Annotated in this window: 11 protein-coding genes; 8 read left to right on the forward strand and 3 right to left on the reverse strand. The window is 45.0% G+C overall.

Annotated elements, in window-relative coordinates:
• Nucleotides 1–96 precede the first annotated feature (96 nt).
• Nucleotides 97–2337: a ComEC/Rec2 family competence protein gene (locus GQS64_RS06705; RefSeq protein WP_198231060.1), complete on the forward strand. Its 2241-nt coding sequence runs from the start codon at nucleotides 97–99 to the stop codon at nucleotides 2335–2337.
• A gap of 547 nt (nucleotides 2338–2884) precedes the next feature.
• Here GQS64_RS06705 and bfr read toward each other — a convergent pair.
• Nucleotides 2885–3379, reverse strand: coding sequence for a bacterioferritin (gene bfr / locus GQS64_RS06710; protein WP_075870748.1), 495 nt, complete (start codon nucleotides 3377–3379; stop codon nucleotides 2885–2887).
• The gene (locus GQS64_RS06715) at nucleotides 3345–3659 is read right to left on the reverse strand and encodes a (2Fe-2S)-binding protein (protein WP_077992055.1); all 315 of its coding nucleotides are present in this window, start codon (nucleotides 3657–3659) and stop codon (nucleotides 3345–3347) included. Before GQS64_RS06715 ends, bfr begins: the two co-directional genes overlap by 35 nt.
• Before the next feature lie 228 nt (nucleotides 3660–3887).
• Here GQS64_RS06715 and rpiA point away from each other — a divergent pair, with 228 nt between their 5' ends.
• The 7 genes from rpiA (at nucleotide 3888) to gltX (ending at nucleotide 11892) form a co-directional block, all read left to right on the forward strand.
• Nucleotides 3888–4592 (forward strand): ribose-5-phosphate isomerase RpiA, encoded by a 705-nt coding sequence (gene rpiA / locus GQS64_RS06720; RefSeq protein ID WP_198231336.1) that lies wholly within the window; start codon nucleotides 3888–3890, stop codon nucleotides 4590–4592.
• Between the two features lie 80 nt (nucleotides 4593–4672).
• Nucleotides 4673–5254, forward strand: coding sequence for a DUF2059 domain-containing protein (locus GQS64_RS06725; RefSeq protein WP_198231061.1), 582 nt, complete (start codon nucleotides 4673–4675; stop codon nucleotides 5252–5254).
• Between the two features lie 177 nt (nucleotides 5255–5431).
• Nucleotides 5432–6820 carry a glutathione-disulfide reductase gene (gene gor / locus GQS64_RS06730; RefSeq protein WP_077992058.1) on the forward strand — a complete coding sequence of 463 codons (1389 nt, stop codon included), beginning with the start codon at nucleotides 5432–5434 and terminating at the stop codon, nucleotides 6818–6820.
• Nucleotides 6821–7021: 201 nt separating this feature from the next.
• Nucleotides 7022–8398: a class II 3-deoxy-7-phosphoheptulonate synthase gene (locus tag GQS64_RS06735; protein ID WP_077994530.1), complete on the forward strand. Its 1377-nt coding sequence runs from the start codon at nucleotides 7022–7024 to the stop codon at nucleotides 8396–8398.
• Between the two features lie 40 nt (nucleotides 8399–8438).
• Nucleotides 8439–8792, forward strand: coding sequence for a diacylglycerol kinase (locus tag GQS64_RS06740; protein WP_198231062.1), 354 nt, complete (start codon nucleotides 8439–8441; stop codon nucleotides 8790–8792).
• A 44-nt stretch (nucleotides 8793–8836) separates the two neighbouring features.
• Nucleotides 8837–10513 (forward strand): NAD+ synthase, encoded by a 1677-nt coding sequence (locus GQS64_RS06745; protein WP_198231063.1) that lies wholly within the window; start codon nucleotides 8837–8839, stop codon nucleotides 10511–10513.
• Between the two features lie 8 nt (nucleotides 10514–10521).
• On the forward strand, nucleotides 10522–11892 hold the full coding sequence (gltX, locus tag GQS64_RS06750; protein WP_198231064.1) for a glutamate--tRNA ligase: 1371 nt from the start codon (nucleotides 10522–10524) through the stop codon (nucleotides 11890–11892).
• A 383-nt stretch (nucleotides 11893–12275) separates the two neighbouring features.
• On the opposite strand, the gene GQS64_RS06755 is transcribed toward gltX, so the two are convergent.
• Entirely contained in the window at nucleotides 12276–13748 is a 1473-nt protein-coding gene (locus tag GQS64_RS06755; protein ID WP_198231065.1) for a DEAD/DEAH box helicase, read from the reverse strand.
• Nucleotides 13749–13875 lie beyond the last annotated feature (127 nt).

Here is a 13875-nt window from a genome sequence, read left to right on the forward strand (position 1 = left end):
ATACCAACGGGGACAGATAGAATTATAAAGCAGAGAAATGCACCAGAAAGCAAATCAAATGCGCAAGGATTGAACAGGCAATCCGGAAAGAAGAGGATGGCGTCTGCTGCGCAGCTTTACAGCCCGGTCGAGCGGCATGTTGTGAGTCTGCCCGATGATATACCATTTATCAATCCACATAAAACAGGGATAAATTCGCTCTCTAAAAAGCTCAAGGATGCGCTTTTGTGGGTCTATCACTCGTTTGTTCATGAATTTGAGCAAGGGTTAGCGTTTCTGTTGATTCCGGTGTTCATGGCTGTCGGTGCGATAATCTATTTTACACTTCCATATGAACCCGACGGTTCAAAACTTGCAGCTTATTGCGCTTTGGCGATCGGGTTTTTTATCCTGTCCCGTCATTATCGGCCGGCCTTTTTTGTTGCCGGTTTTGCGACATGTATTGTTGTCGGAGCATTTTGTTCCAAAATAGAGGCGTGGCGTATAGCGACACCAATGCTTGGAAGCGATATTTCGACAACAATAAGGGGGAGAGTTATTGCAGTCGAAAAGGCAACAAATGCAAAATCGCGTTTGGTTGTGGATATATTGGCGACGAATAATCCCCATCTCCATTACGCTCCCGAAAGAGTAAAGTTATCCGCTTCGACGAGCAATATGGAAATCGAGCCGGGCGACGGGGTCGAGGGACGGGTGAAATTACGGGCAAGTTCCGGACCAATCAGGCCAAACAGCTATGACTTCGGATTTTCCAATTATTTCCAGTCTATCGGTGGTCAAGGCTATTTTGTAGGCAAGCCCAAGAAAATTATTGTCGAACCGCCGGACTCGTTGGTCGAGCGGGTTTCTCTGGGAATTTCGCGTTTACGTGTGGCAATGACAGTAAGGATCATAAAGGCGATCGGCGGGGAAACCGGTAGCATAGCGGCAGCATTGATTACCGGCCAAAGAGGCGGCATCTCGCAGACAACCAATGATGCTTTACGGGTTGCAGGACTTTCGCATATTTTGTCAATTTCCGGTTTGCATATGGCGATGGTCGCCGGCATGGTTCTGATTATTGTCAGGACATTACTTGCAATATTTCCCGGCTTTGCCTCGCGCTATCAATCAAAAAAGATTGCCGCCGCAGCGGCATTATTGGCATCCGCCTTCTATCTCGTCTTGTCCGGTTCCGATGTCGCGGCGCAGCGCAGTTTCGTAATGGTTGCAGTTATGCTTATCGCGATAATTTTTGATCGTTCCGCGATAACAATGCGCAATCTCGCTATTGCCGCCATTATGACTTTGCTTGTTGTCCCGCATGAAGTGCTGGGACCGAGCTTTCAAATGTCGTTTTCGGCAACAGCCGCATTGGTGGCTGTGTTCGGTTGGTGGAGCAGAAGACCGAAATCATATTATCAGACGACACCGATGTTCGTGGGAGCCGGTATAATGCGCATTGTTCTTTTTCCGGTTCTTTCGACGGCAATCGCTTCACTTGTGGCCGGTCTTGCAAGCGGAATTTTTTCTGCATACCATTTTTCCAATACAGCGCCCCTTGGAATTATCAGCAATGCTTTGGCATTTCCTGTAATGTCGATCATTGTCATGCCTTTTGCACTTGTTGCAGCGCTGGTTATGCCATTCGGTCTTGAATGGCTGCCGTTGCAAGTCATGGGAGGAGGCGTGAAACTTGTTGAAAAAATTGCCTACAGTGTTGCGGCAATCTCGCCGGATATCAATCCGGGTGTCATCCCTCCGGTTGCATTGGTTTTTCTGTCTTCCGGCCTCATTATACTTTTAATTTTAAAAACGAGGCTTTGCCTCTTTTCAGTTCTATGGTTTTTGGTTGGCGTTTTTTTTGTTGTTCTACAAAAACCGCCTTTATTGCTTGTGTCGGAGGATAAAGGTGCTGTCGGCCTCATCGACAATCGAAATCTTTATATTACCGATAAAAAGCCGACGAAATTTGTCACAGAAGTTTGGCAACGGTCGTATAAATTGAACACAGTTGTAGGCCCCGCGAACGCTGAACAGCGGGAAGGAGCGCAATTTATTTGTAATGAAGGAACTTGTCGAACACAAAAAGATGGCGGTTTAAAAATAGCAGTAATCGAAGAGCAATATAATAGCGACATGACATGCCCTGATGCGGATATTCTGGTTGTTTATCAAAATATCCATTTATTGAAATGTGTCTCAGGGCAAAAAATTATTACTGCAACTTCATTGATGTTATACGGAACTATGTTGGTTACCGATAAAGGTAAAATAATATCCTCTATTAAGGGAGGGCCGACACGACCTTGGAACGAATATCGAAAATATTTGCAAGCCTCAAACCGGTCATTTTGAATGAAATGACAGTTAAAGACTATCAGGATTCTTGAATTTCAATTCTTCGATTTCGGCTTGTCTTCTGCTCATCTTTTTTCACTTGTTTTTCGAGATTAACAACTGACATCGTTTGGACGTTCGCCGGAAGCGTCAATAATGAACGAAAGTGGCGACCAACGAAAGAAAATGTCGCGCAGTTTAAGGCTTTCGGTTTCACGGAAGCTTTGAAAAGTTATCGAGCCAGTTAAATATAATAGAGGCAGAACCTGAAAATGCCTGCAAGATTTCTTATTCTCATGGATAAATCGACGAGATTTCTAGTTCCATGGATGCGGCTCCCAAAATCCGCTAGTCTTTCTGAAATGAGCGGTGGTGTTGTGACAACTGCGACATACCGGAACGTCGGTTTAAGGAGCAATGAGGGCGAAAACCAAAACAAGGTGTAAGCGGATAAATAGCTATTTCAAAATAAATATGTGAATTTGAAAAACGGCTTCAGGTAAAATAAACCGGCCAGAACAACACCATTGGTGGTTCTGGCCGGTTCAATTTCGATAGTTATTTTTTATTCTTTGGCTTCGGCATGTTCAGCTGAACCTGCATTCAACTGGCCATATTTTTCTTCGCCAATCTTGTTAAGAAGTGCAAGTTGTGTTTCCAGAAAGTCGATATGACCTTCTTCATCTTCCAACAATTCATCGAATAATTTTTTTGAGATATGGTCGGACAATTCGGCGCACAGCTCACGTGCAACGCGATAAGCTTCTCTTGCCTCATATTCTCCGGCCAAATCACATTCCAGAACTTCCTTGATATTCTGGCCAATGCGAAGAGGGGCGAGGGTTTGCAAATTGGGATGCCCCTCCAGAAAAACAATACGTTTGACCAGCTTGTCAACGTGCCCCATTTCTTCAATGGATTCCTCACGTTCCTTATTGGCAAGCTTTGTGTAACCCCAATCTTCAGTCAAGCGGTAGTGAATCCAATATTGGTTGACCGCCCCAAGTTCAAGAAAGAGCGCCTGGTTAAGCCGCTCGATGACCTTTTCGTGACCTTTCATGTTGACCTATTCTCCTATATTTCAATCGCAATGCGCGCACACGATCAAGATAGGAGATAATCTCAGCCTCGTCCCGATTATGTAGGCGATGATAATTTTCCGATACTCGAATAATGGTTTCGAGTATATTCGGAAAGCAACAGCAACACTTGCCGCGCTTCGCCAATACTTTATAAATTTTTCCGGGAACAATCAATTGCCAACAATCCTCTTCCAACAGAGAATTGATAACATCTTCGATCTCTGATTGACTTATTACGTTACACGAACAAACAATCATTATCGATAACCAATTACAATGAAACCTATCAGACTCACTAAAACATGACAAACATATGAAACATTAAGTCGGGAATCAACCCCTAAAGTGGATTTTTTTTATCAACTATAAAATCAGGGTATAAAAGGGCAAATTTTGGTAAAAATATCGGGTTTCTGGTGTCGGGAGATTGCTTTTTTTTCGGCGATCCGTAAGAGATGAAACACTTGTTAGGAAAAGCGAATGGCTATGAATGCTCTGGAACTGAAAAAAGCAGCCGCCGCAAAAGCGGTTGAATTTGTCCAAGACGGGATGAAACTTGGAATTGGAACCGGCTCTACAGCAAATGAATTTATTCGTGTATTGGCGGAGCGTGTCAGAGACGGTTTAAGCGTTGTGGGCGTTGCTACATCGGTGCGTTCGGAACAGCTATGCCGTGAACTCGGAATTCCGGTAGCAAGTCTCGATGATGTTCCCGCTCTTGATCTTGATGTTGACGGTGCTGATGAAATTGGTCCGCATATGGCTTTGATAAAGGGGGGCGGTGGTGCATTATTGCGCGAAAAGATCGTCGCTTTTGCTTCGTCCCGCATGTTGGTGATTGCTGACTCTTCCAAACTGGTTAACGCGCTTGGTGCATTTCCTTTGCCTATTGAAGTCAATCCGTTCGGTTTGGCAGCAACAAAACTTGCAATTGTCGAAGTAACAAAGAGCCTTGGCCTTTCTGGCAACATTTCATTAAGGCAAGAGAATAATAAACCTTTTGTTACTGATGGTGGACATTTTATTCTTGATGCATCATTTGGCCGTATTTCTGATCCAGAAGCTCTATCCGAAGCACTTTTTTCGATCCCGGGCGTTGTCGAACACGGTTTATTTTTGAATTTGGCAAAGAAATCGGTGGTTGCAATGACCAATGGTGAAATAAAAGTTTTGGATGAGGCGGATTTTTAGAGTAAATGTCTTTCCATCGGTTTTTTTTGACGAAAAAGATGGCTAAAAGTTTTTGACGATAATTATGGAGTAACCACTGAATGAACACGGCATTTTCCATCCGACGCCTTGCTGCAACGCTGGGAACAGTCGCAATTCTTGGTATGGGCGTTAATTTCACCTATGCTGACGATATTAGCGAAGCACAGTTGCAATCGGCACAAAAAGCAATTGCTGCAATCCATGCTACAGACCAATTTGATGAATTTCTCCCAAGCACCGCTCGTGATCTGAAAGACGAGTTGATGCGTAAAGACCCCAATCTCGCAAATATTATTTCCGATACGGTTGATGAACAGGCGATGGCACTTGCCAAACGTCGCGCCGATTTGGAAAAAGAGGCCGCCCGTGCCTATGCCAAGCATTTTTCACAAGCCGAGCTTGACCAGATTACTGCCTTTTATACATCGGACACAGGTAAAAAATTGTTGACAGAAGGTCCTGTTGCCGTTCGCGACATCCTTTCGGCTTATGACGTATGGCGTCAAGGTGTAGCTCAGGATCTGGCTGCAAATGTCGGAAAAGCAATGGCTCAAAAGCTTGGTACACAAAAACGTGCAGCACCCAATCCACCGGCAGCCGCACAGAGTGCAAAGCCCAAGGCTCCCGCACCTGCACAATAATCGGCTTTCATCAAGTTTTGAAAATGGCGGCATTATTGTCGCCATTTTTTTTGCCAAAAATTAAAAATACAGCTATTTCAGAAATCGGTTAAAGCAAATAACATTGTATTGGCTTATAATTCAGGCACTCCGGTACCATATTAAAAGTTCCAACAATTGAAGTGAAAGGAAGTCCCCGTGTCATCATATGATTTTGATCTGTTTGTAATAGGTGGTGGTTCGGGCGGTGTGCGTGCTGCACGTTTGGCCGGTGCACTCGGAAAAAAAGTTGGCATTGCAGAAGAATATCGCATGGGCGGAACCTGCGTTATCCGCGGTTGTGTGCCGAAAAAGCTTTTTGTCTATGCCTCGCAATATTCACAGGAGTTCAAGGATAGTCATGGCTTTGGCTGGACTCTGGATGATTACAAATTCGATTGGACGCGGCTTCTTGAAGCTAAAAACAAAGAGATTGCCAGACTCGAAGGGCTTTATCGCAAAGGACTTGATAACAACCATGTCAAGATCTTTGAAAGCCGTGCCGTTTTTGTCGATGCTCACACATTGGAAATTAAAACAACCGGCGAACGGGTAACTGCCGAGAAAATTCTGATTGCAACAGGCGGTCATGTTTCCCGCCATCCGGAAATTATCGGAAACGAATTGTGTATCAGCTCGAATGAGGCTTTCAATCTGGACAAATTGCCTCAATCCATCGTGATAGCAGGCGGTGGCTATATTGCAGTAGAATTTGCAAACATTTTTCACGGGCTGGGTGTGAAAACAACACTCGTTTACCGCGGTGATCTGATATTGCGCAAATTCGATTCCGATCTACGGCAACTGTTAAACGATGCCATGCAAGAAAAAGGTATTCGCATTTTATATAACGCAACGATCGAACAGGTTGAGAAAAATTCTGAAAACTTCAACGTAAAGCTTTCGACAGGCGAAACATTGACAACGGGTAAAGTCATGCTGGCTCTTGGACGTTCGCCCAACACCGACGGATTGAATTTGGATAAAGCCGGCGTTGAATGTAATTCCCGTCATGCTATCATTGTCGACGACTATATGAAGACAAGTGCTGATAATATTTGGGCTGTGGGTGATGTTACCGACAGGATACAGCTAACACCTGTCGCAATCCATGAAGCAATGTGTTTTATTGAAACCGCTTTCAAAAACAATCCGACAAAGCCGGATCATGAACTTATTGCAACGGCAGTATTTTCACAGCCCGAGATTGGCACAGTAGGGCTGACAGAAGAAGAGGCGGTGAAGAAGTTCCTGCGTGTCGAGGTTTATCGTGCTCTGTTCCGTCCGATGCGTAATACACTTTCGGGAAATACAGAAAAAATGCTCACCAAACTGGTTGTTGATGGAACGTCAAAACGGGTGGTGGGAGCCCATATACTGGGTCATGATGCAGCCGAGATGGCACAACTTCTCGGTGTTTCTCTCAAAGGCCAATTGACGAAAGATGTGTTTGATAGAACCATGGCGCTTCATCCGACGGCCTCTGAAGAATTGGTTACAATGTATCAACCCACTTATGTTTACGAGAACGGAAAGAAGCTGAATTGAATAGAATGTGTTCAGTCGAACGGATGTTGTTAAATTGTAGTAAAAAAAGCGGAATTACACTTTTAGAGAGACCATGGACTTGGCTTTAAACAACAATTCTGTTTATATCATAAAGTAGGTAGGTGCACCTGATCCCGGATATTTTTAAATCCCGATAAAAGAACACCGGAACTATATTTTATACCGTAAAGTGAGATAATGATGACTAAAAATTGGACGCCTGCATCTTGGAGATCAAAACCGATTAAGCAGGTACCGACTTATCCTGATCCTGTAGCATTGGCTCATGTAGAAAGTGAATTGCGCCGTTATCCACCTTTGGTATTTGCCGGTGAAGCACGCAATTTGAAGCATGAACTTTCATTGGTTGCAGAAGGAAAGGCTTTCCTGTTGCAAGGCGGTGATTGTGCAGAAAGTTTCGCCGAGCATGAAGCTGATAATATCCGCGATTTTTTCCGCGTATTTTTACAGATGGCGATTGCATTGACTTTCGGCGCTTCAAAGCCGGTGGTAAAAGTCGGCCGCATTGCCGGACAATTTGCAAAACCGAGATCTTCCGACACCGAGACCAAGGATGGTGTTACCTTGCCATCCTATCGCGGTGACATCATTAACGGGATAGAGTTCGATAAAGCTTCACGTACACCCGATCCACAGCGTATGTCGGAAGTTTACCGGCAATCGGCAGCAACTTTGAATTTGTTGCGTGCCTTTGCTCAAGGTGGCTATGCCAATCTGGATAATGTCCATAAATGGATGTTGGGGTTTATTGCCAACAGCCCGCAGGGCGAACGTTATAGCAAGCTTGCACAACGCATTTCAGAAACAATGGATTTTATGCGGGCAATCGGTATAACAGCCAATACAAATTCGTCATTGCGTGAAACGTCATTTTATACAAGCCATGAAGGGCTTCTCCTCGGTTATGAAGAAGCGCTAACGCGCGTAGATTCTACATCGGGTGACTGGTATGCGACATCGGGGCATATGCTCTGGATCGGAGATCGTACACGTCAGTCCGATCATGCGCATGTCGAATATTGTCGCGGTATCAAAAACCCGATCGGCCTTAAATGCGGTCCGTCACTTGAACCTGATGATTTGTTGAGACTGATTGATATTCTCAATCCCGAAAACGAGGCGGGAAGACTGACACTGATTGCCCGTTTCGGTTACGACAAAGTAGGAGATCACCTTCCGCAACTCATTCGTGCTGTTGAACGCGAAGGCAAAAAGGTTGTTTGGTCTTGTGATCCGATGCATGGCAATACCATTACGGCCAACGGTTATAAAACCCGCCCGTTTGAACGGATTTTGAAAGAGGTGGAAAACTTCTTCGCTGTCCATCATGCGGAAGGAACTTATCCCGGTGGTATCCATATCGAAATGACCGGACGTGATGTCACTGAATGTACGGGTGGCGCCCATGCCATTTCGGCAGAACATCTTTCCGATCGGTATCACACCCATTGTGATCCGCGGCTGAACGCCGATCAGGCACTTGAATTGGCGTTTCTTGTTGCAGAGCTTTTGAAAAAACAACGGGATGCCGAGACAACACAGGCAACTGCCCGCTAGAGAAATTAAAACACGATTTTTGACATCGGATGAAAAACGCATGGAGAGATTATTCAAAGCATTTTTGAATTCCCTCCGTGCGGTCAAATATTTGTTGACTCACGAAAAGGCTGTTATTCAAGAGACAATTCTTTTCGTGATTTCTCTGCCTGTAGCCTTCTTTTTGACCGATAATTGGCAAAGCTTTTTATTGCTTTGCGGTTCTATAGTTTTTGTCATTATTGTCGAGGTATTGAATACCGCTATCGAAGCGACCTGCAACGCCATCACCCGCGAATATCGTGAAGATATAAAAATTGCCAAGGATGCGGGTTCTCTAGCGGTTCTTCTTTCTATTCTCTTAACGATATGTATATGGATTTCGGTCATTTTAAAAACGTTGTTTTTCGTTTAACATATGCCGTTGCAAGGGCAACGATGACAGGCTAAATCAAGACCATGACCAAAAAGCTGATAGAAAATGATCTGACGCTCGCTGTTGCACAATTCAATCCGGTTGTTGGCGACATTGAAGGCAATTTGAATCTTGCCTTGAAAGCCCATAACGAGGCGAGTGAAGCCGGTGCCGATCTTCTACTGTTTACCGAGCTTTTTATCAGCGGTTATCCACCAGAAGATCTTGTGCTGAAACCCTCTTTCATTGAAACTTGTGAAAAAGCGTTGTCGAAACTTGCGTCGGCAACGGCTACGGGTGCCGGTATTATCGTCGGTGTTCCGATACGTCGAAAAGGCCACGTCTATAACGCCGCTGTCGTTCTTGACGGGGGAAAGGTCGTTGCCGAATGCCTGAAATTCGACCTGCCGAATTATAGCGAGTTTGACGAAAAACGGGTTTTTTCTGCCGGACCATGTCCGCAGCCGGTAGAATTCCGCGGCATGAAGATCGGTTTGCCAATCTGTGAAGATATCTGGAATGATGATGAAGTCGCAGCCCGACTTGCCGAAGCGGGCGCGGAAATCATACTCGTTCCCAATGGCTCTCCTTATAATCGTGAAAAACCGGAATTACGCTATGAAGTCGTTAAAAAACAGGTATTGAAATCTTCTCTGCCAATTGTTTATGCGAATGAAGTCGGCGGTCAGGATGAACTTGTTTTCGATGGTGGATCGTTTGCGGTCAATGCAAATGGAACGCTTGCCTTTCAAATGAAGCATTTTCAAAGCGAGCTTGCATATAGTCGCTGGCAAAAACAGAATGGTAAATGGTCGTGTGTTTCGGGACCTCAGGAAAAAATGCTTCATGATGCAGCAGCCGATTATCAGGCTTGCGTTCTAGGCTTTGGCGATTATGTCAATAAAAACCGGTTCAAGAGCGTTGTATTGGGGCTTTCGGGTGGTATCGATTCAGCCTTATGTGCGGCCATTGCAACCGATGCACTTGGAGCCGAACGTGTTCACGCTATTATGCTTCCCTATAACTATACCTCTTCGGAATCGATAAGGGATGCGGAAGAATGTGCGAAAATGCTGGGCTGCCGGTATGACACAGTACCGATTGCCAAACCGGTCGAAGGATTTGAACAGGCTCTAAAACCACTTTTCCAAGGCACAAAGGCCGATATTACCGAGGAAAATTTACAAAGCCGGACACGTGGCACAATTTTGATGGCCATATCGAACAAGTTTGGCTCAATGGTTGTAACCACCGGAAACAAATCTGAAATGTCGGTTGGTTACGCTACGCTTTATGGCGATATGAATGGCGGCTTTAATCCGATAAAAGACATTTATAAAATGCAGGTTTATGCACTTTCAAACTGGCGCAATAACCATTTTCCAATGAACGGCTTGGGACCAAAAGCCGCGGTCATTCCGCAAAATATTATTGATAAGGCACCATCGGCCGAACTGCGTGAAAACCAGAAAGACGAGGATTCGCTTCCTCCATATCCGGTACTTGATGATGTTTTGCGTTGCCTCGTCGATGAAGAAATGAGTGTTTCCCAAATAGTCGAACGTGGACATCCAAGAGATTTGGTCGAAAGGATCGAGCATTTGCTCTATATATCCGAATATAAAAGACGCCAATCGGCCCCCGGCGTAAAAATAAGCCATAAAAATTTCGGTCGTGATCGTCGCTACCCCATTACCAATCGTTTCCGCGATAAAAATTGAGTTGTTTTATGATAAAAGTTCGTTTTGCACCCTCGCCAACCGGTTATATTCACATCGGTAATACCAGAATTGCTTTGTTTAATTGGCTGTTTGCCAAGGCCGAACAGGGTAAATATGTTTTACGTTTCGATGATACAGACATCGAACGCTCCAAACAGGAATATATTGATGGAATCGGTATTGACCTCGACTGGCTCGGTATCAAACCGGATGAAATCTATTATCAGTCCAAGCGATTTGACCGCTATAATGATGTCGTTGAAAAGTTGAAACAGCAAGGTCTTCTTTATCCCTGTTATGAAACACAGGAAGAGCTTGAAAGACGGCGTAAAATTCGTTTGTCTCGCAAACTTCCGCCAATCTATGGACGTGAATCTTTAAAACTTGAGCCGGAAGAAATAAAAGCATTTGAGGCCGAAGGTCGCAAACCTCATTGGCGCTTCAAACTGCCCAATTTCGATTCCGACCCGTTCAAGACGAGACGCACCGATGTCCATTGGGATGATGTTGTGCGTGGACCGCAAACAATTGATCTTGCCTCTATGTCGGATCCGATCCTCATTCGCGAGGATGGAAGTTATCTTTATACCCTGCCTTCTGTCGTAGATGATATTGACATGGGTATAACCCATATTATTCGCGGCGATGACCATGTTACAAATACCGGCGTTCAAATAGCAATTTTTGAGGCACTTGGTGCTCATGCACCGACATTCGGCCATATCAATCTGCTTACGACCATTTCGGGTGAAGGTCTTTCTAAACGTAAAGGTGACCTGTCAATCCGTTCATTACGGGAAGAAGGTTTTGAACCTATGGCTGTCGAGTCATTGGCGGTTCTGATTGGAACTTCCGAAAATGTAACAGCATGCAGAACACAGGAAGAGTTGCTGGAACACTTCGATCTGGCATCTGCATCAAAGTCTTCGGCAAAATTTGATCCGGCCGATTTGTTAACGCTTAACAAGCATATTGTGCATTTGCTGGAATTTGATGAAGTCAAGGCACGTCTGGAGAAATTGGGTATAGCCGGAAAAGATGCTTCACCCTTCTGGTATGCAGTACGCGGCAATATTGACAAGGTAAACGAAGCCAAATTCTGGTGGGAAAGATTGGAGAAAAACGGTTCTTTTAACGCTGTTTCAGCGGAAGATCGTGATTATGTTCACCAATCTGTTTCCTATTTACCGGAAGGCGAATTTAACGAAACAAGCTGGAAAAGCTGGACGGAAGCATTAAAAAAAGCAACAGGCCGAAAGGGCAGGGCACTTTTTATGCCATTGCGGCAGGCGCTCACCGGCCTCGATCATGGACCGGAAATGGCAGCATTATTACCGCTATTGGGAAAAACCAAAACTCTTGAGCGTTTAAAAGCTTGAACTTGATGTTTAAAGAAACACCAATAGAGGCAGATTAGCAGATGTTGATCTGCCTTTTCTTTAATCAAAGATTTTCTATTTGGCAAAAAGCTAGCGATACGTAAGGCTGCTATTTTTATTTGATAAAATCTATATTGGCAGCGAAATACCGCTTCAAACCGCCGAATTTTCCGCTCTATAACAATGCCGGATGAAACGAACGGAGAAACGGTTAAATCAACTCTTATACGGCTAAATCAGCCCAGCCCACGGCTAAATCAGCCCTTGTACGGCTAAATCAATCCCGCGTACCGTTAAATCAATCCCGCGTACGGCTAAATCAGCCTTGCGTACGACAAATAATCAGCCCCGCGTACCATTAAATCACCCCGCTTACGGCTAAATCAGCCCCGCGTATCAATCAGCATAAAAGCAGGAATATCGTTCCCGAACCCTTTCGGAGAGGCGGGTTCTTTTGATAATTTACCGGCGTAATTTTTTGAAGAGTCGTTGGAGCGAACATCCGTTGCAGAAGCATGCTTCAGGCTTGGCTCAGCATCTTTTGTTTTTTCAATTTTTTCGACAGGCAGCTTTTCACGGCTTTTGCTTTCCTGCTTTTGCTCGGCCTTGTCTGTTCGTTTTTTCGCGTTTCTTCCGGTTTTCGATTCTGCCGATTTGGAGCGTTTGTCGTTACGGTTTGGCTCTTCCTCGCCCGTATCCTGTTTCAGCGAAGCGAGATCGCCATTATACCACTCGATTTTTTGATCGCTCATCTTTTCGATTGCGTCGACGTATTTTTTATCTGCCGTTGTAACGATAGTGAAAGCTTTTCCCGATTTTCCGGCTCGACCGGTTCGTCCGATACGGTGAACATAATCTTCTGCATGGGTTGGAACATCGTAGTTAAAGACGTGACTTACATCCGGAATATCAAGACCTCTGGCAGCAACGTCGGAAGCAACCAGCAAAGCAATTTTTCCTTCCTTGAAATTCGCCAGCATAGTCATGCGCGAACGTTGATCCATATCGCCATGAAGTGCACCGACGCTGAAGTTATGGCGTACGAGCGAACGAAACAGCTCCGATATATCTTTTTTCCGATTACAAAAGATAATTGCGTTTTTTAATTCATTTCCTTCATTATGAATGAGGTCGCGTAAGACCGCACGCTTTTCCCAGGATTTGCGGCCGGAAGCGACGAGCTTTTGCGTAATTGTGGTGGCGGTTGACGAGGCTTTCGCGATTTCAATCCTGACCGGATTATGCAGGAATTGCTCGGTCAATTTGGTAATTTCGGGTGCCATGGTTGCCGAAAAAAACAACGTCTGGCGGGTAAACGGAATGAGTTTACAAATACGTTCAATATCGGGAATAAATCCCATATCAAGCATACGATCTGCTTCATCGATAACCAGAATTTCAACGCCGGTTAACAACAATTTGCCCCGCTCGAAATGATCGAGGAGTCGTCCCGGAGTAGCAATCAGAACATCCGCTCCACGGTCAAGCTTGCGATCCTGATCGTCAAATGACACGCCGCCAATGAGAAGTGCCACACTCAAGTGATGATTGGCGCCATATTGATCGAAATTCTCTTTCACTTGCGCAGCAAGTTCACGTGTCGGCTCAAGAATGAGGGTGCGGGGCATTCGTGCCCTTGCGCGCCCTTTTTCGAGAAGCGTCAACATTGGAAGTACAAAGGAAGCAGTTTTCCCCGTACCGGTTTGGGCAATGCCCAACACATCCTCATGCTTCAGGACATGAGGAATGGCTCCAAGTTGTATTGGCGTCGGTTCTTCATATCCAACGGATTTTACTGCTTCGAGAACCTTTTCAGAAAGGCCCAAATCACTGAAACTGGTCAAAGGCGCTATCACTCTTTCTCTTTTTCGCCCAACTTTTATGACTATGGTCAGGACAAGTCAGCCAACTTACACCCCTTACAAAGGCGTTAAGGTGCAATCATAAAAAAGTCAACAAAAACCCTTGTTCGCCACGCGTTTT

It is taken from the genome of Bartonella sp. P0282, assembly GCF_048452985.1.
Classification (GTDB): Bacteria; Pseudomonadota; Alphaproteobacteria; order Rhizobiales; family Rhizobiaceae; genus Bartonella; species Bartonella choladocola.